Source organism: Psychrobacter sp. S1-30-MNA-CIBAN-0213, assembly GCF_040309845.1.
Taxonomy (GTDB): domain Bacteria; phylum Pseudomonadota; class Gammaproteobacteria; order Pseudomonadales; family Moraxellaceae; genus Psychrobacter.
This window is the reverse complement of sequence record NZ_JBEOPE010000007.1, coordinates 89470-113575: the sequence shown is the minus strand read 5'-3', so window position 1 is coordinate 113575 and position 24106 is coordinate 89470. Positions and strand designations below refer to the sequence as shown.

21 protein-coding genes and 1 pseudogene are annotated in these 24106 nt (G+C 42.6%); 16 read left to right on the top strand and 6 right to left on the bottom strand.

Annotated features, from left to right (window positions below; translation table 11 throughout):
* The first annotated feature begins 329 nt into the window (after nt 1–329).
* The 5 genes and pseudogenes from AAEY87_RS08790 to pncB all read left to right on the top strand — a co-directional run bounded on the left by AAEY87_RS08790 (nt 330) and on the right by pncB (nt 7055).
* Entirely contained in the window at nt 330–2273 is a 1944-nt protein-coding gene (locus AAEY87_RS08790; protein ID WP_350656845.1) for a glycine betaine ABC transporter substrate-binding protein, read from the top strand.
* A 106-nt stretch (nt 2274–2379) separates the two neighbouring features.
* Entirely contained in the window at nt 2380–3330 is a 951-nt protein-coding gene (locus AAEY87_RS08785; RefSeq protein ID WP_350656868.1) for an ATP-binding cassette domain-containing protein, read from the top strand.
* Nucleotides 3331–3532: 202 nt separating this feature from the next.
* Complete coding sequence (locus tag AAEY87_RS08780; RefSeq protein ID WP_350656844.1) at nt 3533–4183, top strand: protein-L-isoaspartate(D-aspartate) O-methyltransferase; 651 nt, start codon at nt 3533–3535, stop codon at nt 4181–4183.
* Between the two features lie 4 nt (nt 4184–4187).
* Nucleotides 4188–5516, top strand: a pseudogene (locus AAEY87_RS08775) (erythromycin esterase family protein).
* 312 nt (nt 5517–5828) lie between these two features.
* The gene (pncB, locus tag AAEY87_RS08770) at nt 5829–7055 is read left to right on the top strand and encodes a nicotinate phosphoribosyltransferase (protein ID WP_068328031.1); all 1227 of its coding nucleotides are present in this window, start codon (nt 5829–5831) and stop codon (nt 7053–7055) included.
* A 7-nt stretch (nt 7056–7062) separates the two neighbouring features.
* Here pncB and xseB read toward each other — a convergent pair whose 3' ends face one another.
* The 3 genes from xseB to AAEY87_RS08755 all read right to left on the bottom strand — a co-directional run bounded on the left by xseB (nt 7063) and on the right by AAEY87_RS08755 (nt 9612).
* On the bottom strand, nt 7063–7308 hold the full coding sequence (xseB, locus tag AAEY87_RS08765; protein ID WP_350656843.1) for an exodeoxyribonuclease VII small subunit: 246 nt from the start codon (nt 7306–7308) through the stop codon (nt 7063–7065).
* Between the two features lie 241 nt (nt 7309–7549).
* Complete coding sequence (xseA, locus tag AAEY87_RS08760) at nt 7550–9055, bottom strand: exodeoxyribonuclease VII large subunit (RefSeq protein ID WP_350656841.1); 1506 nt, start codon at nt 9053–9055, stop codon at nt 7550–7552.
* Nucleotides 9056–9243: 188 nt separating this feature from the next.
* Nucleotides 9244–9612, bottom strand: coding sequence for a hypothetical protein (locus AAEY87_RS08755; protein ID WP_350656839.1), 369 nt, complete (start codon nt 9610–9612; stop codon nt 9244–9246).
* A gap of 339 nt (nt 9613–9951) precedes the next feature.
* Here AAEY87_RS08755 and AAEY87_RS08750 point away from each other — a divergent pair, with 339 nt between their 5' ends.
* The 11 genes from AAEY87_RS08750 to purF all read left to right on the top strand — a co-directional run bounded on the left by AAEY87_RS08750 (nt 9952) and on the right by purF (nt 21213).
* Entirely contained in the window at nt 9952–10605 is a 654-nt protein-coding gene (locus tag AAEY87_RS08750) for an alpha/beta hydrolase (RefSeq protein WP_350656838.1), read from the top strand.
* An 81-nt stretch (nt 10606–10686) separates the two neighbouring features.
* A complete protein-coding gene (gene zapE, locus AAEY87_RS08745) occupies nt 10687–11793 on the top strand; it encodes a cell division protein ZapE (protein ID WP_350656837.1) in 1107 nt (368 codons plus the stop codon).
* A gap of 186 nt (nt 11794–11979) precedes the next feature.
* Entirely contained in the window at nt 11980–12633 is a 654-nt protein-coding gene (locus tag AAEY87_RS08740; protein ID WP_350656836.1) for a nitroreductase family protein, read from the top strand.
* A 144-nt stretch (nt 12634–12777) separates the two neighbouring features.
* Complete coding sequence (locus AAEY87_RS08735) at nt 12778–14208, top strand: NAD(P)H-dependent glycerol-3-phosphate dehydrogenase (protein ID WP_350656835.1); 1431 nt, start codon at nt 12778–12780, stop codon at nt 14206–14208.
* 43 nt (nt 14209–14251) lie between these two features.
* The gene (sixA, locus tag AAEY87_RS08730; protein WP_068036087.1) at nt 14252–14710 is read left to right on the top strand and encodes a phosphohistidine phosphatase SixA; all 459 of its coding nucleotides are present in this window, start codon (nt 14252–14254) and stop codon (nt 14708–14710) included.
* 52 nt (nt 14711–14762) lie between these two features.
* The gene (gene gspL / locus AAEY87_RS08725) at nt 14763–16088 is read left to right on the top strand and encodes a type II secretion system protein GspL (RefSeq protein ID WP_350656867.1); all 1326 of its coding nucleotides are present in this window, start codon (nt 14763–14765) and stop codon (nt 16086–16088) included.
* A 165-nt stretch (nt 16089–16253) separates the two neighbouring features.
* On the top strand, nt 16254–16820 hold the full coding sequence (locus AAEY87_RS08720) for a type II secretion system protein M (RefSeq protein ID WP_068328024.1): 567 nt from the start codon (nt 16254–16256) through the stop codon (nt 16818–16820).
* 223 nt (nt 16821–17043) lie between these two features.
* Nucleotides 17044–17562 carry a DUF4870 family protein gene (locus tag AAEY87_RS08715; RefSeq protein ID WP_350656834.1) on the top strand — a complete coding sequence of 173 codons (519 nt, stop codon included), beginning with the start codon at nt 17044–17046 and terminating at the stop codon, nt 17560–17562.
* A gap of 194 nt (nt 17563–17756) precedes the next feature.
* On the top strand, nt 17757–18791 hold the full coding sequence (locus AAEY87_RS08710; protein ID WP_068036081.1) for a quinone-dependent dihydroorotate dehydrogenase: 1035 nt from the start codon (nt 17757–17759) through the stop codon (nt 18789–18791).
* A 36-nt stretch (nt 18792–18827) separates the two neighbouring features.
* Nucleotides 18828–19325, top strand: coding sequence for a CvpA family protein (locus tag AAEY87_RS08705; protein ID WP_068328020.1), 498 nt, complete (start codon nt 18828–18830; stop codon nt 19323–19325).
* Between the two features lie 352 nt (nt 19326–19677).
* Nucleotides 19678–21213 carry an amidophosphoribosyltransferase gene (gene purF / locus AAEY87_RS08700; protein WP_068036077.1) on the top strand — a complete coding sequence of 512 codons (1536 nt, stop codon included), beginning with the start codon at nt 19678–19680 and terminating at the stop codon, nt 21211–21213.
* Nucleotides 21214–21324: 111 nt separating this feature from the next.
* On the opposite strand, the gene AAEY87_RS08695 is transcribed toward purF, so the two are convergent.
* From AAEY87_RS08695 to AAEY87_RS08685, 3 genes are all read right to left on the bottom strand, one after another.
* Entirely contained in the window at nt 21325–21684 is a 360-nt protein-coding gene (locus AAEY87_RS08695) for an AzlD domain-containing protein (RefSeq protein ID WP_068328017.1), read from the bottom strand.
* Complete coding sequence (locus AAEY87_RS08690) at nt 21677–22318, bottom strand: AzlC family ABC transporter permease (RefSeq protein ID WP_350656866.1); 642 nt, start codon at nt 22316–22318, stop codon at nt 21677–21679. The genes AAEY87_RS08695 and AAEY87_RS08690 overlap by 8 nt, the downstream gene beginning before the upstream one ends.
* Nucleotides 22319–22551: 233 nt before the next feature.
* Complete coding sequence (locus AAEY87_RS08685) at nt 22552–23952, bottom strand: MATE family efflux transporter (protein WP_350656833.1); 1401 nt, start codon at nt 23950–23952, stop codon at nt 22552–22554.
* Nucleotides 23953–24106 lie beyond the last annotated feature (154 nt).

Below are 24106 nucleotides of genomic sequence, written 5' to 3'. Positions count from 1 at the left end.
GTGCTATTGGTATAAATTTACCTTGCTTGCTGTGCGCTATGCCAGACAGAGACTGCGCAAAATTCATTTAAGCAGCACTGTATTTGTTTTATCGTGGATTGCTGTATCGATTTTGCGATGTTATTCATCTCAGTAGTATTTGAGATTCCATATGCACAACGGTCTAAGGATTAGCGTTAGTGATTGATAAATAAGCATTTGTCATCAATACTATAAATCGCTACACTTCGTAATATTACTAGACGGTAGTTGTGGTAAATTTATATTTCTGATTAGAAACAAACTTCAATAATAATGACCAGCTAAAGTAACGACAAATAGGACATAACATGCGCCAATGGATTGCGTTAAGTTTACTGTGTATGAGCGCGTTGTTATTGCCGGTGTCGGCGTCAGCAGCTTGCGAATCACCAATCAAATTTGGCGCACTGACATGGGAGAGCGGTCAATTCATCTCTGGAGTGCTCAAGTACATCGCTGAAGATGGCTATGATTGTACGATCGAAGAGGTGCCGGGTGCTGGTCCTGCGCTTGAAACTGCATTGTCTCAAAACGACATCCAAGTAATTGGGGAGCAATGGGTTGGACGCTCACCAATCATGGAACAAGCCATTGAACAAAATAAAGTGGCGGTCATTGGCGATACGCTCAAGGGCGGCGCAACTCAAGGTTGGTATGTTCCTAAATATGTACTAGAAGAAAACCCAGGTCTACGCAGTCATCAAGATTTGCCTAAGTATGCTGAGCTATTTAAAGACCCCGAAGAACCCGGTAAGTCACGCTTTATGAATTGTCCGTCTGGTTGGACGTGTGAGATTTTTAACACTCGTTTGCTTAAGAATACTGGTTTGGATAGTGTTTTTAACAACGCCCATCCTGGAACGGGTGCTGCTCTCGATGCCGAGATTGCCTCCGCTTTTGAACAGCATAAACCGCTATTATTCTACTACTGGCAGCCTACGGGCTTGATGGCAAAGTATGACTTTGCATCATTAGAATTCCCTGCCCATAATGACGTCTGTTGGCAAGATTTGCTACGAGCTGATGGCACAGCCGACTGTGTCTCTGGCTTCCCTGTATCACCTTTAGGTATCGCCGTATCTACACCATTTATTGAGTCTAATCCTGAGCTGGCCGATGTCTTCAAAAACATACAGTTCACCTCTGATGAACTCAATGGTGCTATTTTGGAGATGAGCGAAAGCAAACGTAGTGGGGATGAGCAAGCATTAACATTCTTGCGTGAAAATCCAGATGTCTGGCAATCATGGTTATCTGATGAAGCGGCCACAAGTCTTGCTGCTAAGTTAGGTATTAGCCTAACAGGTACTGCTGTTGCTAATACTGGTATTGTTAATAAAAGTGCAGCCGGTGATAATCGATTTGGCTTATCATCAAGCTTCCCTTCATGGTCACTTGAGACTCCGCTTAATAACACATTAGCAAACGTTGTCCAAAATTACGGTGATGTGTTTCGTACCATTAGCACGATGGCATTAACCTATTTACTGTTACCCATTGAGCGTCTATTAACCATTATGCCACCTTGGCTGATTATTGCGCTTGTGACGGTATTGGCATGGTTTGGTGTGCGCAAGATATGGTTTGCGCTAGCATGCGGGGCAGGGTTATTTCTCATTGGCGCGTTTGGACTGTGGGGCGCGTTGATTGATACCTTTGCTCTGCTTATTGTATCGGTGTTGGTCACGGTGGTGATTGGTATACCTATTGGCATTGCTATGTCGGGTAGTAAGGTGCTGCGTAAAATCGTCACACCTATACTAGATGTCATGCAGACCATGCCCAGTTTTGTTTATCTCATTCCAGTGCTTATGCTGTTCGGTATTGGTAAAGTGCCAGCGCTATTTGCTACGGTCATTTATGCACTGCCGCCACTCATTCGTCTGACGACTTTGGGTATTACACAAGTCAATCACGAGATGGTCGAGGCAGGGCGTTCGTTTGGTAGTACGCATTTACAGCTGCTCATCTGGATTAAATTGCCGCAAGCGCTACCCAGTATCATGGCAGGGATTAATCAGGCAGTAATGATGTCGCTTGCCATGGTAGTACTTGCCTCCATGATTGGCGCACCTGGTCTTGGTGAAGATGTCTTGCAATCTATCCAAACGCTCAATATCGGCCAAGGCTTACAAGCAGGTACCGCTATCGTCATTGTCGCCATTATTATTGACCGTATTACTCAAGCATTTGGTCAGGGCAAGCGTGCGCGTCAAAAAACCATTGACGCAGGTAAACGCCCGATTGGTTAGTCGTTTGCTTAATGTTAAAAGTGAGCATGACCAGTTAAAAGTGAGCGTAACAAACAGCGAAAACCACAATAACGAAAATAAAAAAATATAAACAGCGAGAGCAATGATGAATCATATCCAGCTAGAGAACATCAGTAAGATTTATAATGCCAGCAGCACACAAGCACAGGCTGCTCTGGCACTACTGTCTGAGGGTATGGATAGCATTGCGGTTAAAGAGCAAACTGGCTATTCGGTTGGGTTATATGATATTAATTTGAATATTAAGGCAGGCGAGCTGCATTGTATTATGGGGTTGTCAGGCTCTGGGAAATCAACGTTGATACGGCATATCAATCGCTTAATTGATCCAACCAGCGGTAAAATATGGGTTGATACCTCTATCAATGCAAAAAGTCCTACTAATACAAAAAATCCTGCCAATATGAAAAAACCTACCACTGACATTCAGTCAACTGCAACGACTACCGATATCAATAAAGATCCAGTGGGAAACGAAAAGTCACCTTCTGCGATTAATGTGTTAGAGCTTGATGACAAAGAGTTGCAGCACTATCGCCAGCAAACGGTCAGCATGGTGTTTCAGCATTTTGGCCTAGTGCCACATATGACCGTCATGCAAAACGTCGCTTATGGTCTGCGTGTGCGTAAGATGAGTATTAGCGAACGCCATGAAGTTGCAAGACATTGGCTTAACGAAGTTGGATTGCCAAACTTAGAGCATAGCTATCCTGATGAGCTGTCAGGTGGTATGCAGCAGCGTGTCGGGCTGGCACGCGCACTGGCAACAGATAATCCAATCTTGCTGATGGATGAGGCGTTCTCCGCGCTTGATCCGCTCATTCGTGCCCAGCTGCAAGATCAGTTGCTTGAGCTACAAGAACGGCTGAATAAGACTATTGTCTTTATCACCCATGATATCGATGAAGCGGTAAAAGTCGGTCAGCGTATCAGTATCTTGAATGGTGGGCGTTTAGTGCAAACGGGTACACCTAATGAGTTACGCCATAATCCGGCTGATGATTATGTGGCGCAATTTATGAGTGCTAAAGCCTAGAGTGAGTTAAACATTTATAACCGTTAAAAATTTTGAATCACAAGAAGCTCTTTTATGTAATCTTTGGTACGACTTAAAGGCTTTGGGACGACGTACAGCCAGCGAATGAATTTTTCTCAGTTACACATTGTTATACCTTTTTTATTTAGGAGTGTCTGTATGTGATACTGAATCTTCTAAAATGAAAATTAAGGAGACCATAATGAGTAATTTTAAAAAATTAAGACAGCAAATGGTAAATGACCAACTTGTGGCTCGCGGCTTACATGATCAAACAGTACTTAATGCGCTAAATGCGGTACCACGTGAAGCATTTACGCCTACCGATCTCATTGAATCTGCTTACAGAGATTCACCTTTACCTATTGAGGAAAATCAGACCATTTCACAGCCTTATATTGTTGCATTGATGACTGCGGCACTTGAGTTGAAGTCAGATGACCGCGTACTTGAAGTCGGTACAGGGTCGGGATATGCCGCAGCCGTGCTTGGGGAGATCTGTAAGACTGTCTATACGATTGAGCGCCACAAAGCTTTGGCAGATACTGCTCAGGTAAAACTTAAAGAAACGGGCTATACCAATGTTCAGGTCAAGCATGGCGATGGTACCCTTGGATGGCCTGAAAAAGCACCTTTTGATGCCATCATAGTGGCAGCAGGAGGGCCTGAAGTACCGCAAACACTTAAAGAACAATTAGTCATTGGCGGACGCATGGTCATTCCCGTTGGTAAGTCCTTGAAGTCACAAAAACTTGTACGTATTCGGCGTATCAGTAAAGATGAATATAAGACAGAAGATTTGGGAGGCGTTCGTTTTGTACCTCTGATTGGTGCAGCAGGTTGGGGAGAGTAAAGTAATGAAAAATTATAGGACTTTGCCTGAATTAATTGATCAATCAAGTGAACATTTTGCAAATATTGATGACGTCAATCTAGATAATCTCATGGAGCGTATTGGAGACAGCCGTGTTGTGTTGCTTGGCGAGGCATCACATGGAACGGCTGAATTTTATGAAATGCGGGCACGTATAACTAAAGAACTCATAGAAAAGAAAGATTTTACTATTATCACTGCTGAAGCTGACTGGCCAGATGCCGCGCATATCCATCGTTATATTCATGGCAGAGAACAGGATGCTTTGCTTCAAAATAAGCCTTTTTCCAGATTTCCTACTTGGATGTGGGCCAATCAATCCATGCTTGAATTTACCCATTGGCTTCATGCATACAATGATAAAACAGAATCTTCAGAAGAAAAAGTAGGATTTTATGGTCTGGATTTATACAGCTTATACAGTTCTATTGAAGCGGTATTGGACTATTTACAGCAAGTAGATCCTAAGACTGCAGAAATTGCCCGCGAGCGTTATGGCTGTCTGATGCCTTGGGCAAATGACCCTGCTTTGTACAGCCGTGCGGTGATGACCGAGCAGCATAAAAGTTGTGAAGCAGAAGTACTAAAAAACCTACAGGATTTACTGAAGAAATATTTAGAGTATTCTATAGCCAATAAAGAACAATTTTTTGACGCCGAACAAAATGCCAAGCTGATAGTCAATGCCGAACGTTATTACCGCACTATGTATTACGATGAAAAGTATTCTGCTGAAAACAACTCATGGAATCAGCGTGATCAACATATGTTTGAAACACTATAGGCGGTACTTGAGTTTAGAGGCTCCAAATCAAAGGCGGTCGTTTGGGCGCATAATTCCCATATTGGTGATGCTCGGGCAACTCAAATGAGCGCACGTGGCGAATTAAATATAGGCCAATTGGCACGGCAAGAATATGGCGACGAAGCCTATAATATAGGTTTTGGCACCGATCACGGTACCGTTGCCGCTGCATCTAGATGGGGAGGGCCAATGGAGGTAAAACAAGTACAGCCCTCACACATTGACAGTTATGAACGTATTTTTCATGAGGTATCTACTGATAATTTTCTTTTACCATTGCGTTATCCACTTAATGAAGACATCCGTAAAGAATTACTCCCAGAGCGATTAGAACGAGCGATAGGCGTCATTTATAGACCTGAAACTGAGCGACAGAGTCATTATTTTTATGCCTCTTTGCCCTCTCAGTTTGATGAGTATATCTGGTTTGATAAAACGCGTGCGGTTGAAGCTTTGACAAAAGAGATAGGGGAAGGAACATTCGATACCTTCCCGTTTGGTTTATAAATATTAATGTATTAGACCTCTTGCATAAATCAGTGCTAAGCCTTGAAGCTTTGTTCATAAAGCTCAATGAAGTGCTACTTTTGCAAGAGGTCTAGCTTAAGGTGCAGATTGAGGACAAGCCCGCCATAGGCAAGCGTAGTAATTTTGCTGCAATCAAGAGCGAATTCTGAAAAAAACAACAAACTTCGTTATACTTAACTTTTTACTGATAACTCACGCTTAGTAGGCGTTGTAAGCTTATCGCCCTTATATTATGTCGCTTTACGTATTGGTGACGTTTATTTCTTATTTTTGCGTTTTTAAGGCCATAGCATGACCGTTACCTATGCACCTATTATTACCTCGTTACTCGATAACGATTTGTATAAATTTACGATGTTACAAGCCATGTTGCATCAGTTTCCGCAGACGCATGGCGTTTATCGCTTTCGCTGCCGCAATAATAAAGACACGGCTTATCCGTTAGCCGACATCAAAGACTCGTTAGAGCATCAACTAGATAGCTTGTGTGAGTTACGATTTTTAGAAGATGAATTGGAATATTTGCGTGGTTTGCGCTTTATTCGTTCAGACTTCGTTGATTATTTGGAATTGTTTAAGCTGAAGCGTCGTTTTATTACTGTCAGTACCGATGGCAAAGGCCGTTTATGCATCGATATCGAAGGGCCTATGATTCAGGCGATGTTCTTCGAAGTTTTTGTATTAGCGATAGTAAATGAGTTATATTTCAATGCCTTATCAGATCCTAGTGTCATTGAAGAAGGACAGCGTAGACTGGACGCAAAAGTTGCGTTGTTGCATCAATATGCAGAGGAACAAGCAAAGTATAGTCATGATACACCACCATTTATCGTCGCTGATTTTGGTACTCGTAGACGCTTTAGTAAAGTTTGGCAAGCTCATGTGGTTGAGACCTTGCACAAAGCTGAACCAAATATCGTTAGCGGTACATCAAATGTTTATTTGGCAAAAAAGCTAGGAATGACACCCATCGGTACCATGGCGCATGAGTTTATGCAGGCATTTCAGGCATTGGATGTGCGTTTGCGTGATTCACAAAAAGCCGCCCTTGAAGCGTGGGTGCATGAGTATCGTGGCGATTTAGGCATTGCGCTGACAGATGTTGTCGGAATGGACGCGTTCTTACGTGACTTTGACTTGTATTTTGCCAAGCTATTTGATGGTTTGCGTCATGATAGCGGCGACCCATATATCTGGGGTGATAAGGCAATTGCTCATTATAAAAAGTTAAAGATAGATCCTAAGACTAAGATTTTGACCTTTAGTGACGGTTTGAATCTTGAAAATGCTTGGGAGTTGCATCAATACTTTAAGGGTCAAATCAAGACCAGCTTTGGCATTGGTACCAATCTCACCAATGATATGGGCATCACACCGATAAATATCGTCCTCAAACTGGTTGAGTGCAATGGGCAGCCAGTCGCTAAATTGTCTGACAGCCCAGGCAAGACCATGATCAATAATGATACCTATCTTGCCTATCTGCGCCAAGTCTTTGAGGTTGATGAGCCAGAGTAGATATAATTTAGCTATCTATTTCCTCAGATTTTACTTCTTCTGCAAAAGCTGCATCTAGTGCTTGTTGTACGGCATTGATACGGGTTTCGCAAACGCGATAAGCAGCAATCGACTCTTCAACCGTGGTCATCAAATTATCGATATCCGGCTCATCTTGCTGCTGTAGTTCAGCAGCATTAGTTTTTAGAATATCGTAAGCCGCCTTAAAGGTTTTTGGGGCGGCTTTTTTGCGTCGGCGAGTAGGGGTTGTCATAAGGTTTCCTAATATTCAAGTCTAAGGTTAAGAAAAAAGGTGGATAAATAGTCATTAAAAGTTTTGATTTCAATGGTTGTTGATATTACTTATTATGGTTGATCCTAAATAAAAGAAGTACACCCATTGTAATCGGCTGCTGGTACAAATTTTCCTTGATTGCTGTGCGACTTCGTCACTCCAGAGGCTGCGCAAAATTTATCCCAGTAGACCTGTGTCTTTTATAGTAAATAGACTATAACTACTTGGCCACCACATCAATAATTTGTGCTTTTGCTTTACCATCTTTTAAGACAATATGTACCGTTTGCTCAGGATAAAGCTGCGCACTGCTGGTCAGTATTTGCTTGTCTTTTGCATCAGTAAGCATGGTATAGCCTTGTTTGAGCACGCGAGAAGGACGATGCAAGAGTACAATGTCACGTAGATGTTCGCTGTCACGCTGTGCTTGTATGACGTGTTGCTGAGCACTTTGCATCACAGTTTTTCGATAGTCTTGACTATAAGTAGCAGCGATTGCTAACTGCTGATAAGCAGAGGATTGAGTCTGCGCGCGCAGATCGCTTGTTAGTCTTACTGCTTGCTTAACTTGGCGCTGTGCGCTTTGCTGAATGCTACGCCACGCATAATCACTGTCTTTTTGCAGTGCGGTTAGCTGACCAATCGTTTGTGATTGTATTTGGCTTAACTGGCGTGACGTTTTTTGCTCAGCCATATTCAACTGCCGTTGAGCAGCTTGTTTGATTTGTGCTTGGTATTGCAGCGTCTGAGTGACTAGCTGGGCTAAATGCGCCATGATAGCTGCAATCACTTTAGATGGCGTATCAAAGCTAGTATGCGCGACCTCATCTAAGATAACTTTGTCACGCTCGTGACCAATGCCAACCCACACAGGGATAGGTTGCTCGGCAACTAGGGCGGCGAGTTCATAATCATTGAGATAAGCCAAGTCACCTACCGCACCACCACCGCGAATAATTACTAATAAATCTGGCAACCGCTGATAAGTATCTTGGAATTGCTGTTGGGCGCTGACGATTGCTTGACGGATCTCGCTCGGGGCGTGATTGCCTTGAAAGGTAGCATTATGATAATGAAAATGACAAGCACCTGTACTGGCTAAGCGATCTGCATCGGCTTGGAAGTCGCCCAATCCGGCAGCCTTTTCAGGGGCGATGACCAGCACATGTTCGATATCAAATGGGGTAGGCAACTGCTGGTTCAGGTGTAATAGTCCTTCACCCGTCAAACGGTCGACCATTTCCGCATATTGACGCGCCAAGTCTCCCAGTGTATAGCTGGGGTCAATATCTTCAATGGTGAGCGAGAAGCCATATTGCGCATGAAAACCTGCCGATACTTTAAGGAGTACCGTCAAATCACGGTCAAGCGGCATACCGGTTGCACGCTCAAACTTCGCTAAGACGCGTGCGGCTTTAAAGCGCCAGAGGTTACCACGGCAGCTGGCAATGACTTTACCATCGTCATCTTTTTCTGCCAATTCAAAGTAATAATGTCCACCTTTGCTAGACAGATTACGAATTTCTGCTTTTACCCATACACGATGGTCAAAGGTCTGCTTGATAACCATCTCAACCGCTGACAAGTAGTCACTTAAACGCAGGACAGTGTCTTCTAATTCTAGACTATTCTCTTGCTCAGCGAGTTCGGCCTCTAGAGTCGCTAAATCTTTTGCGGGCGCTAAGACCTTAGCTTGTTTAACATTTGAAAGATTGGGTTTACGCATAATAGTAGACCAAAGGTAGTTAAGACTTACAGGTTGACTAGGGGGTGCTAAACATTGAACAGGATAGTTTAACTTAAAAATGCACACACAAAAAGAGAAGCCAACAAACCTGCGATTAATATATTATTATTCTCGCAGACTTATTGGCTAAATGCTAAATCACAGTGTTTTTCTGAGCAATGTTAACGTTATTGGCAACGGAAGTTGATCGTATACTCATAGTCGTCGCTACGTGACAAGTCTGGCGAGCCAGTACCAAAAATTGAACCGAGGACTGCACCGGCCTGCCCAACCATGCGGCCAGCACGTTCATCTAAAATACCGTTATATTTGACTTTGTCATCGACAATAATAACTTGCTTGCTTCGGCAAGTTTTTTGCGCACTGTCTATCGCATTTTTTTGAGCTTTTACTTTGGTATCTGCAATGCCAGTTGTCTCATAAATAGAGTTGGCACGCTGGATAACAGGAGATGAAGGCGTACTTTGACAAGCGCTCAATGCGAGAGCTGCGGCTAAAGTAGCCGTTAAGGTTGCGGTCTTATTAAAAGTATTCATAAATTATTCCTAGTTCCTGTAAATTAAACATGAAAATCAAACATTAAAACTTAAGTATAAAAATCAAATATGAGTTAGGCAACTATCTCGTCATCTAATCAGTTTATTCATAGACAGCGTAAATCTAACCTATTCGACTCTTAAGTGTCTAGGCGGTTATTGTGTTCGATATTGCAGTGATATTGCATTTTGCCGTTGAATTAATTGAAAACGCGATAAGATTGCTAATTGTGATAGAGCAAAAACAAGACAAACACCACCAGTACACAGCAAATCACTTGAAATATAAATCATATCTAGGATAATTAACGTATCCATTCTTAATTAGTAAGTAAGTCTATGCAATTGATTCCTGCTCCTGCTGGCGTGCTCGAAGTTGACGCACTATGGCAACAAGATAATCCGAATGATGCGAATACTGATACGGTGGCACTACTTTGTCATCCCAATCCGCTGTTCGACGGCACGATGAATAATAAAGTAGTCACGACTATGTACCGTTTTGCACGCGATAATGGCATGCATGTGGTGCGTTTTAACTTCCGCGGTGTGGGGCAGTCAACTGGTGCGCATGATTATGCTGAAGGTGAAGTAGTGGACGCAATGACCGTGCTACAATGGATTGCAGAACAAACCAATGCCCGCAAACTGTGGCTTGGTGGTTTTTCTTTTGGCGGTTATGTCACAGCGCGCGTTGCTGAGCAGGTGCTTGATGCCTCGCATATTTGGGGGTTGAGTGATTTTGAGATTTCAAAAGTTGCCCTTATTGCGCCATCAGTAGAAAAGAACGACAGTAGTGATTTGAGCTTACCAGTTGATAAAACTTTTGAGATTTACGGTAATGCTGATGAGGTTATTGACCCTGAGAATATGCAGGCTTTTGCTGACCGCTTAGGGCTTGCTGTCAGTGTCGTGGACGGCGCAGGACATTTTTTCCATGGACGCTTATCCGAATTGAAGAAGCTGCTTGAACAGCACAGTTTTAGTCAGTAAATATGGTTTAAATTAAGCCGTGTCAACTGTATAGAGTAGTCCAAACACAATTAATTATTTTGTCTAACGATGAGTCGCATTATGAGATTATCCCCATTGCAACGCTATGAGCAAGCTATCAGTACTGATGAGTTTACTCGAGATGAGCAGCAATATCAGGCCATGAGCTACCTTGATGAGCTTTATCATCAGCTCAATAGTAGTGCAGAACAGAAAAAAGGCTTTTTTAGCTTTCTAAAATCCAAGCCTGCCGCACCAAAAGGTCTGTATATGTGGGGCGGGGTTGGTCGTGGTAAAACTTGGATGATGGACATGTTTTATGATTCATTGACCATTGATCGCAAGATGCGTCAGCATTTTCATCACTTTATGCAGCGCGTGCATCGCGAGTTAAATGCGATACAAGGCGAGAGTGATCCACTCGAAAAAGTTGCTGATATTATTTATGCAGAAGCAGTGATTATCTGTTTCGATGAGTTTTTTGTCTCCAATGTCTCTGATGCTATGATTTTAGGCGATTTGTTTACCATGTTGTTTAATCGTGGCGTTACTTTAGTGGCGACTTCAAACATTGAACCATCAGGACTGTACAAAGACGGTTTGCATCGTGATCGTTTTATGCCCGCTATCGCTGAAGTTGAGCGTCATACCACTGTAATGAATATCGACTCTGGCATTGATTATCGTTTGCGCGTATTGCAGCAAGCGGAGTTGTACGAGTCGCCTATGACCAAAGCCAATCACCATTGGTTAGCCAACCGTTTTGCCAGCTTATCTAATAATCAAAAAATCAGTAACGAGCCTATCATCATTAATGGTCGTGAAATCAAAATCAATGCCCGCACCGAAGATATCTTATTCTGCGACTTTCGTCATCTATGTATGGAGCCGCGTTCCGCTTCGGACTTTATTGAAATCGCTAAGCAATTTAATACGGTATTGGTCAATGCAGTACCAGCATTAGACGATGACTTACGTGATCCGACGCGCCGTTTTATTTATCTTGTAGATGAGTTCTATGATCGCCGCGTTAAGCTGTTGGTACGCGCGGAGCAGTCAATTCTTGAGTTATATCAAGGGGAGAAGCTGGCGTTTGAGATTGAACGTACGCGTTCACGCTTGCTTGAAATGCAATCAGAAGATTACCTAAGAATGGAGCATCGCGTTGAAGATGTTGACGCTGCGTAATTACTATTCTTTGAAAGACAGCCGTTAAAGGTGGCTGTCTTTGTTTACTGTTGGTCTTAATCTTAACTCATAGCATTTATGAGTGAGTATTTTAAATGATTTTTACAACAATATTACATTCATAATAAAATAGCTTTAATCGATAAAATAGCGCTGGCATTTCACAACAATAAGCAAGGATAAATAATGGAAACTGACGACAATAAAGATAAAAACGATAAAAAAATACTTGTTGAGAATATAGCGACTGATAGCGTCCCGCTCACGAGCGAAGAGATGATAGGCTGGATTAACTCAAGACGCAGTATGGGTAATCTGGATGCTCCAGCGCCGACTCGTTCTCAGATCGAAGCTGCCATTGAGTGCGCTGCAACAGCTCCTGATCACAAAAAGCTGCGTCCATGGCGCTTTATAGTGACTAAAGGTGATGCTCGTCATGAGTTAGGTCGTGCGCTTGTTGAGGCTGCACAAGCAAAAGCGCTGCAAGATGGTGAAGAGTTGTCTGAAAAAACCATAAAAAAAACCCATACGATGCCGTTACGTGCACCGCTTATCATTACTGTCGTCACCCACATGCAGGCGCACAAAAAAGTGCCTCCTTTTGAGCAAATGTTAAGTGCGGGCGCCGCTGTGCAAAATCTAATTTTAGCTTTAAAAGCGCAAGGTTTCAGTACGGTGTGGCGCACTGGATTACTATGTAACGAACCAGCGGTAAAAGCATATTTCGATGTAGGTCCAGATGATTATGTGACGGCTTTTGTTTATACTGGCACCAGTCCTAAGGATGAACCTACACGTAAATCTATTGATATCGAGCCATTAGTACGCTTCGAATCATAAGTGTCAATCTATCAACCTATTGACACTTAATCATAGCTGATATGATTAAGTGTCAAACTCAAAGCCTCACATAACGCTATACCTTTTTAAGCAGACAGTGTAATCTGCCTAAATGAAATAAGCAGTCAACACGGATAACTAGATATGACAAGCTCTACTGAAAACAATACTTCTAATAAAAAGCCTAAGAAAGAGGCTATTGATAAAGTAGTTCCTAATAAAAAGGCCACTGATACAGATTCAGACCAAATCAATGCTGAAAAATCTAGTGGGCTGCTGGCAAGCATTATCGAGCGTGCTACCAAATCAGGGCTTGGACGTAGAAAGCTTAACCCTAGTTCCGTTGAAGCAGATGTCGCTAAGAATATGGAGCAGGTACGTGATAATCCAGCTCAATTGCGCTTAGCATTCTTAGGTGGTGGTAGTTTTGGTACGGCAATGGCAAACTTAGCGGCGCGTAATGGTTGTGATGCGACGCTTTGGGTTCGCGATAAGCGTACGGTTAAAGCCATGGCTAAATCGCAGATGAATAAAAAATATCTGCCAGGTTACAAGTTGGATGATCGCCTTAAGTATAGCCATGATTTAGAGTCAACGGTTAAAGATAAAGATATTATCTTTCTTGCCGTACCGAGCTTAGCTTTCCGTGAAACTCTTAAAAATATCGCCCCATTTATTACGGGGCAATCGATTGTATCTCTAACTAAAGGTATGGAAAAAGATACCTTTGCTCTGATGAGCGACATCATCAAAGATGAGTTGCCAGAAGTAAACTTTGGGGTTATGTCAGGGCCAAACCTTGCTATTGAGATTATGAAAAATATGCCGTCGGCTACGGTAATTGCTAGTCATTCAGAGCCACTGCGTCATGCGGTACAAGCAGCGTTGCATAGTGCATTCTTTCGAGTATTCGCCAGCGATGACATTCATGGGGTAGAGCTTGGCGGTGCGCTCAAAAATATTTATGCGATCGCCATGGGTATGGCTGCTGCATACGATGTAGGCGAGAACACTAAAGCTATGCTGTTGACGCGCGCGTTAGCAGAAATGAGTCGCTTCGGAGTTGAGACTGGTGCTAATCCATTAACTTTCTTAGGCTTATCAGGGGTTGGTGATTTATATGCCACCTGTAGCTCAGAGCTGAGCCGTAACTATCAAATCGGTAATATGCTCGGACGCGGAATGAGCATTGATGCGGCAGTAAAGAAACTTGGACAAACTGCTGAAGGGGTCAATACCATTCAGCAAGTGCATGAAAAAGCGACTAAAGAAGGCATATATATGCCGATTACCCATGCACTCTATGCTGTCATATATGAAGATAAAGCGGCATTAGGTGTTGCATTGCATTTGATGGAAGCAGGGTTCCGTAGCGATGTCGAATTTGTAATGCCACATGATTATAGTAATGCTGCGCTTACTGCCCAGATGCAAGCGGCTGCTAAGAATTCAGATGACCAAGACCAAGAACAAGACTCTGAAAACGTTACTAATACTGATGATGATTCAGCTAAAAATAAAGTTGCTAAAAAAGATACTGCTAACAAAGATGATGTTAATAAAGACAAAAAGTGAGTTCGATAAAACAGCACATAAGAAGCTTTGCTAAAGGAATATTATGAAAATTATATTGATGCGTCATGGGCAAGCAGAAGATGAGACTCGTCCAGACAGTGCACGTCAACTGACCGACTATGGACAACAGCAAGCTTCACAAACAGCTGATTATATTATTGGGCGTTATGCGCCAGACCACTTTGTAGTGAGCCCTTATAAACGAGCGCAGCAAACGTTAGCTGAGTTGCAATCGCGCGCTCCTACAGTGCCAGTTACGATACAAGATAATATTACCCCATCTGATGATGCCCATGTAGCGTTAGCAGATATTGCAAAGATTGAAGCAGAATCTTTGGTCGTGGTTTGCCATATGTCTATCATCGCCTATCTTGCCAGTTTACTGACTGGCGATAGTCCTGAGTCATTTGCTTTGGCTGAAGCGCGCGTTTTTGAGATGGAATTTGTCATGACCGGTATGGCAACAGAAATAGACCGTTTTGTGCCGCAGCAGCCGTATTAATTAATGGTTGGTTTTATTTTAATAATTAGTCTCATAAGTAAGGACACGCTTGGTGTTACATGTTTGGATAAGAGCGCAACATAGTCCGTTAGCAGTTTGGCATGCTGATGCAAAAGAGTGGCAATCTGTTAGCGGCTGGCAGCAACTGTATGATATCTACGGCAATAGTAGAAGTAGCCATACATCACTGTGTCTGTATTTTCCTTCCAGTCATTTATTACAAGTCGATACCAAGCTTAATGCAGCCCAGCTTAAGCAGCTCGGTAGCACAGGCAAACAGTATTTATTTGAAGAGACATCACTAGCACCAGTTGAGCAGTTAGCCGTTCGCCAGATTAGTGATACCCATGCACATCATCTGTACGCATTGGCTGAGAGTGATATAGAAGCATGGAAACAGAGCGCCGCTTTGGTTGGCTTAAGTATCAATGCGTTACTACCAGATTTTTTGCTGTTGCCTATTCCTGAAGAAGGGGCAGGCCAGCAAGTAGTCTTATATCAAGATCAATATACCGCTCTATTGCGACAATCGCAGCGCCAAGGGTTAGCGGTCAGTTATTTACCGTTAATGTTTGAGCGCTTACCGCATTTAAGTGAAGTCTGTTTACTACGCTCAATACAGTCAACTGTTAAGACAACTGTTGGCTCTCCAGCTGATGCATTTAATGATATGGTGGACAATCATGTTGATTTGCAGAAGACTGTTTTAGAACCAGCAACAGAATCGACACTAGACTCTAATATCGCGACAGAAACAGCTGCTTTATTGACTGAACAGCAGATATTATTGACACCGCTATCCACTGTTCCCATGCCAATTGAAACTCCAGAACGGCATGCGCTTAATTTCTTTGTTAAGTCATCAGATACCCAGCTATCACCTTATTTGCGGATAGCTATGATGGTCGCACTGTCAGCATTGGTATTGCAAATGGCAACCGATGGCTTGCAAATCTATCGCTATAATATTGCAACCGATGCCACGCAGACAGCAATCGCAGTTCAGTATCAATCTTGGTTCCCTGATGAAGTGCTCAATACCAGTCGTACTAAGCTGCAAGTGCAGATGCAGCCAAAACTACGTAGCGACAGCCAAGAATCAGCTTCACATTTAGCAGTATTGGCACGGATATCACCGCTTATTAAGCAATCCTCGTTACATGCACAGGCGTTGGTTATGGAACCAACCGCGCTGAGCTTTACATTGATAGCGCCAGAGCGTGGTAGTCTCGATCAGTTTGCTAGCACATTGACTGGCCAAGGTATCGCTGCTAGTTTAGAGCGGGTCAATAGTAATGAGCAGGGGCAGTTTAGTGGCCAGATTACTGTTAATATCGAAAATGATCCTGCTGCCATAGATAGCTCAGCTCAATCTTAAGTTTTTATAGCTTATAAATTTATGAGGGTTTGACGATCATAGTTTTTGACAGTTATAGTCATGCGCCAATTTGGTTGCTACCCATTGTGTTTAATAGTCAGTTACTATTCATTTATTAACTACGAATTCATAGACAAATTTTATACCATCCATCAAGGTCAGGTAATGAAACTATTACAGCGCCGTGCTAAACCTAGCCGTGCTACCCATAATCAGCCAGTCACCAATGCGTTATCAGAACGCGTCGGTAACTACCAAAATGCCCTATGGTCGCGCTGGCAGGCATTATCTCCTCGTGATCAGTTAGCATTAGCTGTTTTGCTATTATTTCTACTATTATTCATTGGTGGTTACGGTGGCTATAGCGTCCATCAAGCTGCTAAAGACAGTAAGTCCGATTACCAAGAGCAGGTCGCTGATTATTTTTGGCTACGTTCGCAGGCAGGTAACATTGATCCAAATGCATTAAATGCTGCCAATAGTCAAGATGGTGCTGATACGATGCCACCAGCTAGTCGTGTGAATGCTACGTTAAATAATTCTGGTATCGATAATGCGCAAGTGGTTGCTAATGGCGAAGGGGTGCAACTGAGCTTTAGTCATCCTAGCCAAGCGATTGTAAGTGCCGCCCTTGGTAAGCTTGAACAGCAAGGGTGGCAGTTCACTCAGCTATCGATGCAGCAGGATTTGGCTACCAAGCAGATGCAAGTGCAAGCGACTGTCACTTCTTAGTACTTTTAAAAGCTACTCTGAAAACTACTTTTAAAAGCTACTCTGAAAACTACTTTTGAAAGCTCTTGTTAAAAACTACTTGTAGATTCATCAATATCAAACGCTCATCGTAGATCAGACCATTCATGAGCATAGCTCAGGCATTAAAGACTTGCATCTTGAAAACGGTCGCATTTGCCACAATTGAGTAGTTAATGGCTACTGTCAGTTATGGATATTTATTATGAACCAGTCTCCTAATCATAATCTCGATGAGCATTCAGGTACTCGGACGCAAACGACTGAATCTTTTATTGAGTCACAGGCGACGCACAGCCTTATGCATGGGCGAGGCCAGCTGTTGACTGAAGAAAAGCAGCGCTCATTAATTACTTATAACCATATAACTTATTTGCTTTACGTGGTCAGTTACTTTACCGCAGGATTATTGTGGGTTGTGCCGATTATAATGAATTACGGCAAACGTCGTGATGCTGATGGCACATGGCTAGCGACACATTTTGACTGGCAGATTAAGACTTTTTGGTACAGTACTGTCTTTTTTGTTATTGGTACTGTTATCATCACCTTTGCATTAGGTGGCTTTGGCGTCAGCATGTTAGCCGATAGCGGCAATATAGCTATTGGTTCGTTTTTATTAGCTGGGTTTGGTGTGTTACTTATGACTTTCACCTTCATCTGGCATTTATACCGTATTGTGAGAGGCTGGATTGCGCTCACTGACAAGCGTCCTGTACCATAAGTTTGTTAATTATTAATGCTGTCATTGATGCTTGTCAAATTAAGTCTAATATTAAGTTTTTGTTAAGAATACTAGGTATGAAACTTTGGTTTTACTCCTGTTAAGCTGATATAATCGCAGCGTTTTATGACGCTCAATGCTTCATTCATGTTATTCCATTCATCATTTTCATCCAAGCAGGGTTTATTGTCATTATGTCCTACGCCTTACTTCGCCCGTTTTTGTTTAAGATGGACCCCGAACACGCTCATGATATGACCTTGTCTCTATTAGCTAAAGCTCATAAAGCACGTGCTTTGGGCTTGGTATATGGTCAATCCATGCAACCAACCGAGTGCATGGGTTTACAGTTCTCTAACCCTGTTGGGTTAGCGGCAGGATTGGATAAAAATGGTGATTATATTGACGCGCTTGCTGAGTTAGGCTTTGGCTTTATTGAAGTGGGCACGGTGACGCCCAAACCACAAGTCGGCAATGACAAGCCGCGGTTATTTAGAATAAAACAGGCAGATGCGATTATTAACCGGATGGGCTTTAATAATCAGGGTGTTGATTATCTAATTGATAATGTCAAACGCTGTAAGTATAAAGGCAATATCGGTATTAATATTGGTAAAAACGCCAGCACGCCTGTTGAACACGCTGCTGATGATTATGTGTATTGTTTAGAGCGTGTCTATCCGCATGCTTCCTATATTACGATTAATATCTCATCGCCGAATACTAAGAATTTGCGTGATTTGCAAAGTGGTGAGGCATTAACTCAGCTGTTAGATGTAATCAAAAACCGCCATAGCCAGCTGGCGACGGAGTATGGTTTTTATGTGCCTCTAGTACTAAAGGTTGCCCCTGATTTAGACCCGCTACAAGTTGATTATATCTCGCAGCAACTATTAGACTTTGAAATTGATGGTTTGATTGCGACCAATACGACCTTGAGCCGAGTAGGTGTTGAGGATCTGATTGATGGTGACCAAGCAGGCGGTTTATCTGGTCGTCCAGTCAGTCATATTAGTACCCAGATTTTGCAACAGTTCTCAGATCAGTTGGATGGTAAAGTTGCTATCATAGGTGTTGGTGGTATTGATAGCGGTGAAAAAGCCGTCAAAAAGATTAAAGCAGGTGCCGATATGGTACAGCTTTATACGGGTCTTATTTATCGTGGCCCAGGGTTAGTACAGTCTTGTATTCAAGCTATTGGCGGCTATTATGATGCGCAAGAGAGTTAATTGAAGTAGGTTCGATAGGATAATAAGGTGGTAAATATGAGTGGTTTAGATATCGTAATTGCCATTGTTGTTCTTATTGGCTTATGGCGCGGCTTTCAAGTAGGTCTGATTAAAACGGCAGTGGGTTTAGTAGGTTGGTTCATTGCCTTGATTGTTGCTACTCGACTAGCAGGTTCGATTGCCCCGCAGTTATCAGGATTGGTACAAAATCCTGTGCTACAAATGGCAACGGCTTTTTTGTTGGTAGTGATCGTTGTATTAGCTGTTATGCATTTGGTAGCGTTTGTATTTTCAGGGGTGCTTAAAACTTTACGCTTGGGCGTGGTAGATAAAATGGCGGGCGGTGTACTAGGTGCTGCCAAAAACGTCCTTGTGGTTTTAGTGGTTCTTAGTGTCAGCGCACCATTATTGGTACAGCTTCCGCAGTGGCAAACTTCTGTATTAGCACCTGAGTTGCTTCCTTACGCACCGATGGCTAAAACGCTAGCATCAGATGTGTTAGGCGGTGCTTGGGAACAGATAAATCAGTCCTAGCTATGATAAAATTAGTTAGCTTCGATAGATAAGCGTTAATAACACACCTTGATAAATTATCATTCAATATCATTTAGCATCCACAATATTTAAAATATAAATTTCTATTGTTGATAATGCATAATCTAAATATTGCCACTTATGTGTCATCATTATAATAGCTATATTCTTAAATTAAACGGTATCTTTATTCTTATATCAATTGAATCTTAAAGATAGTAGCACTCTACTGTCAATGAAGTAATTATCAGTATATAAATATCATCAGGTCATCGGTTAACTGGCACATATCACTGCCACTAAGTTTGCCGTTATTGCGTTACTAATGTATGGTTTTAAATAGGACATAACTATGTGTGGAGTCGTTGGGGTTGCAGCTCATGAGCCAGTCAACCAAATTCTTTATGATGCCTTAACTATGTTGCAACATCGTGGTCAAGATGCCGCCGGTATTGTGACTTTGCAGGATGGGCGCCTATACTTGCGTAAAGAAAACGGTATGGTTCGTGATGTTTTTATGAACCGCCATATGGTCAGACTGGTTGGTAAGTTCGGTATTGGTCATGTTCGCTATCCTACTGCGGGCACGTCAAGCAGTGCGGAGGCGCAGCCATTCTACGTAAACTCTCCTTATGGAATTACCTTGGCACACAATGGTAACTTGACCAATGCAGAGAGCTTGGCTAAATCGTTATATCAAGATGATCGTCGTCATTTAAATACCGATTCTGATTCTGAAGTATTGTTAAACGTGCTTGCCCACGAGATGCAAAACTTAGGCAAAACTCATCCAACGCCTGATGATATTTTTGAAGCGGTAAAAGCAGTTTATGCTCGCTGTGAAGGTGCTTATGGCGTAGTAGCAATGATTACGGGTCATGGCTTATTAGCATTTCGTGACCCTAATGGTATTCGTCCACTTATTTTTGGTGAACGTTTAGCTGCCAACGGTGGCACAGAGTATATGGTTGCCTCTGAGTCAGTCGCATTGACAGGTTGTGGCTTTAGCATCATCCGTGATGTTAAACCTGGCGAAGCTATCTTCATTGATTTAGATCATAAGCTGCATACGTATCAATGCGTAGAGCAACAAGAGTACACGCCTTGTATTTTTGAATACGTTTATTTTGCGCGTCCAGATTCTATTATGGACAATATCTCTGTCTACAAATCTCGCCTACGTATGGGCGAAAAACTGGGTCAGAAAATCCTTAATGAATGGGGCGAAGATCACGATATTGATGTAGTGATTCCAATTCCGGATACTTCGCGTACGTCAGCGATGGAGCTGGCACTTAAGATGAATATTAAGTACCGTGAAGGGTTTATGAAAAACCGCTACATCGGTCGTACCTTTATTATGCCAGGTCAGCAGCAACGTAAAAAGTCGGTACGCCAAAAGCTTAGCGCAGTACCGTTAGAGTTCAAAGACAAAAACGTCTTATTGGTTGATGACTCTATTGTGCGTGGTACTACTTGTCATGAAATCATTCAAATGGCACGTGATGCAGGCGCGAAAAAGGTATTTTTCGCCAGTGCTGCGCCACCGGTAAAATACCCTAACGTGTATGGTATTGATATGCCAGTACGTAGCGAGCTTATCGCTTCAGGGCATAGTGTTGAAGAAGTGCGTAATATCATCGGTGCTGATCGTCTGATTTTCCAAGACTTAGATGATCTTATCGATGCGGTAAAAGATACGAAACATAGCCGAGTGGAAGGCTTTGATTGTGCCGTATTTAACGGTTGCTATATCACTGGTCAAATCAATGAAGCTTACCTTGATCACCTGCAAGAGCAGCGTAGTGAAACCGCTAAAACAGGCAAGAAAGGCGTACAAGTTGTCGCTGATACTCCTGTCGATATGATGGGTGTGGAAGAGTTTTAAGCAGCTATATAGCTTAAGAGATGACGATATTTAAAGACAAAAGGCTGGATTCATTATGAATCCAGCCTTTTTTATTGTGTCTAATTTGAAGTTATTAGTTTAAAAAAACTATTAACTTAAAAAGTTATTTAATAGCCAAAGTAGAGCATTAATCGCTGCGATACCGACGACCATGCTTACCAATAACTGACGGCTGACATGGTACACAATGAGCACTAGCGCTAATGCACCAATCTGAGCCAGTAATAATTGTACTTGTGCGCTATTTAGCCCGGTACTAGCGGATAAGTCTTGATAGGAGAGGCTAGTTAAAATTAATAACACCATGACTGATAGCGGTAGGCTCTCATTTAGTCGATGCAGCCAAGGCGTATCAAGAAGCTTTTTGGGTATCAAGGCGGGAATAGCACGAGTAATAAAAGTAACTCCGGCCATAGCGAAAGTGGCTGCAATCAAATAGCTGCTATTCATTAGTCTCTCCTGTTACTTTACGCTGTACCCAAAAACCACGCGCCAAAATCATCAGCATGCAAATGGTGATTGCTACTAACAACAGCCAGTTGCTAGTAAATAGTGAGGCGATAGCCAAAGCAATGACAGCGATACCAATAGGGAAGTAGCGTTTGATACTTTGGAATTGTTCGTAAGCCAAAATTGCGAATAAACAAACCAATGCAAAGTCTAAGTGTGGCACCAAGTCGCTAAGAGCGCTGCCTATCATTACTCCAATGATAGAGGCCAATACCCACCAGCTTTGGTTAAACAAACTTATCGGTAATATGAGTGCGCGTCGCGTCTCATTAGGTAAGCTAGTCATTACTGAAAATGTCTCATCAGTAAGTGCAAATAAGCAGTAAGCTTTAGCCAGTTTATGCGTAGGGAAATACTGTAGCAGTGGCATCCCGTAGAACACATGACGTAGGTTGATGGCTGCAATGTTGGTCGCGATACTACCAATCGGCAAACCGGCGCTAAGCATCGGTAGACAAGCGTATTGTGCAGCGCCCGCATATAAGACGATACTCAGCATAATAGTTGCCCATATTGGCACTCCAGCGACCTGAGCAAGAACGCCAAAGGCGATACCTGCAGGTAGGTAGCCCATGGCAACTGGAATGCTTTTTTTGAAGCCCTCTGCCCACTGATAGGTAGAGTCTTGATGTTGTTCAGAGTAAGTGTTCACGAGATATCCTAAGATTGTCTGACTTTGCTATTTATTAAAGACTTTTTCGTTACAAATTTTTGTTCACGTAAATGATGACTGTCAAGCTATGTTTCCTTCAAGCTATGTTTCCTTCAAGCTAAGCTTCTTTCAAATTAGGCCTCTTTTGTAGGCTATCAAATTGGCTGTAATTTTTCATAGCTACCTGTTCTATGTGCATGGTATAAAAAGCCACTGAGAATAAACATGCGTAATAATAACAAGCACCAAACACTGAGCCAAATACCCGTCATATCCCACTGCTGATATAGCAGCCAGCTAAGCGGAAAAAAGATAACGGCTAATATCAAGGCGGCATTACGAATGACATGGCCTGCGGTTAGACCAAAAAATATTCCATCGAGCCAATAAGCGCCCACACCAATGAGTGGTAGCAATATCGCATAACCTTGATAAGCATTGGTTAAGGTAAAGACCGTTTCAATATTGGTCATGAGATCTAGATAGGTAGGCATTGCAAGCCACCAAATCGCGCTTAACAGTAAGGCGAGACCGTAGCTGACCACTCCTGTACGCTTTACGATAATACGAAAGCGCGGCCAATCTCGCCGCCCTGCTGCTTGACCACTTAAGGTCTCAGCTGACACTGCCACACCATCAAGTGCGAAGGCTGAAATGCTCAATACTTGCAATAAAATTGCATTGGCTGCCAAAACCAAATCGCCACTTTGAGCGGATAGACGAGTAATCCATGCAAAACTTAAGGTTAAAATGAGCGTACGAATAAAAATATCTTTATTTAGCGAGAATAGCCTAAGCATTTTGTTTTTAGTAAAGTGCTGTGGATCAACCTCAAAAAAGGCTATCCAAGTCAATTGCAAATTCCGGCGACTAAGCCATAACGCTAATACAACCCCTGACCAAAATGCGATAGTAGTCCCTAGAGCAACGCCAGCTATTCCCAACTGCATACCATAGACAAAAAATAGCGTCAGAATGATATTAAGGATGGCAATAAAACCTTGCTGATAGAGCATATAGCGAGTCTTACCTTGCCCTGCAAACCAGCCAATAAAGGCAAAGTTCATTAGCTCAGCTATGACACCCCAAAAGCGCACATCTAGATAAATCTTTGCAGCAGCACCACTATCAGGATTGGCTGACAACGCTTGCAAGCCAAAATCTATGAGCCAAGGCTTCGCTAGTAGGAGCACTAGACCAATGACGACGGCTAGTAAGAGCGCACGCTGCAAAATAGACAGGAGCGGTGATGCTTTATGCTGCAAGTTTATAGAGTCGTTATTATCAGCAAGTTGCCCTAAAGCCTGTGCGGATAAACCAGAAGACGCATACTGCAAAAAGTTAAAGCTAACGAGTAATAGGGACAAAAGCTGTATCGCTAGCCCCATACCTGCAAGCTTTGCTGCATCATTCATATTGCCGACGATAGCCGTATCAATCACGCTTTGTAGTGGCATCGCTAAGTTTGCTAGTAATACTGGAACGGCAATCGCGATAATGCGCGTATAGCGAGTATCAATAGGTAGCATAGCTTTTGGCGGGGTAGTCGTTGGCATAAAATGATCGCTTGTGCATAAAACACAGATGATAGTACCCGTCAGTGTATTGCATAGGTGCGGGATGAGCTTGTACTATTCGATATATTTGGTAATTATATAAAGATAAAAGCACCTAACTAATAGGTGCTTTTATTTGATGCTTTAGTTATGT

Bases quoted from the DNA above. Each gene is read 5' to 3' on its own strand.
- AAEY87_RS08750 (WP_350656838.1), top strand. From the start codon at position 9,952: ATGCAATTGATTCCTGCTCCTGCTGGCGTGCTCGAAGTTGACGCACTA.
- pncB (WP_068328031.1), top strand. From the start codon at position 5,829: ATGACCGTTACCTATGCACCTATTATTACCTCGTTACTCGATAACGAT.
- AAEY87_RS08715 (WP_350656834.1), top strand. From the start codon at position 17,044: ATGAACCAGTCTCCTAATCATAATCTCGATGAGCATTCAGGTACTCGG.
- AAEY87_RS08710 (WP_068036081.1), top strand. From the start codon at position 17,757: ATGTCCTACGCCTTACTTCGCCCGTTTTTGTTTAAGATGGACCCCGAA.
- AAEY87_RS08690 (WP_350656866.1), bottom strand. From the start codon at position 22,318: ATGGGCTACCTACCTGCAGGTATCGCCTTTGGCGTTCTTGCTCAGGTC.
- AAEY87_RS08685 (WP_350656833.1), bottom strand. From the start codon at position 23,952: ATGCCAACGACTACCCCGCCAAAAGCTATGCTACCTATTGATACTCGC.
- AAEY87_RS08735 (WP_350656835.1), top strand. From the start codon at position 12,778: ATGACAAGCTCTACTGAAAACAATACTTCTAATAAAAAGCCTAAGAAA.
- purF (WP_068036077.1), top strand. From the start codon at position 19,678: ATGTGTGGAGTCGTTGGGGTTGCAGCTCATGAGCCAGTCAACCAAATT.
- zapE (WP_350656837.1), top strand. From the start codon at position 10,687: ATGAGATTATCCCCATTGCAACGCTATGAGCAAGCTATCAGTACTGAT.
- xseB (WP_350656843.1), bottom strand. From the start codon at position 7,308: ATGACAACCCCTACTCGCCGACGCAAAAAAGCCGCCCCAAAAACCTTT.
- AAEY87_RS08695 (WP_068328017.1), bottom strand. From the start codon at position 21,684: ATGAATAGCAGCTATTTGATTGCAGCCACTTTCGCTATGGCCGGAGTT.
- sixA (WP_068036087.1), top strand. From the start codon at position 14,252: ATGAAAATTATATTGATGCGTCATGGGCAAGCAGAAGATGAGACTCGT.
- AAEY87_RS08755 (WP_350656839.1), bottom strand. From the start codon at position 9,612: ATGAATACTTTTAATAAGACCGCAACCTTAACGGCTACTTTAGCCGCA.
- AAEY87_RS08790 (WP_350656845.1), top strand. From the start codon at position 330: ATGCGCCAATGGATTGCGTTAAGTTTACTGTGTATGAGCGCGTTGTTA.
- AAEY87_RS08785 (WP_350656868.1), top strand. From the start codon at position 2,380: ATGAATCATATCCAGCTAGAGAACATCAGTAAGATTTATAATGCCAGC.
- AAEY87_RS08740 (WP_350656836.1), top strand. From the start codon at position 11,980: ATGGAAACTGACGACAATAAAGATAAAAACGATAAAAAAATACTTGTT.
- AAEY87_RS08780 (WP_350656844.1), top strand. From the start codon at position 3,533: ATGAGTAATTTTAAAAAATTAAGACAGCAAATGGTAAATGACCAACTT.
- AAEY87_RS08720 (WP_068328024.1), top strand. From the start codon at position 16,254: ATGAAACTATTACAGCGCCGTGCTAAACCTAGCCGTGCTACCCATAAT.
- xseA (WP_350656841.1), bottom strand. From the start codon at position 9,055: ATGCGTAAACCCAATCTTTCAAATGTTAAACAAGCTAAGGTCTTAGCG.
- AAEY87_RS08705 (WP_068328020.1), top strand. From the start codon at position 18,828: ATGAGTGGTTTAGATATCGTAATTGCCATTGTTGTTCTTATTGGCTTA.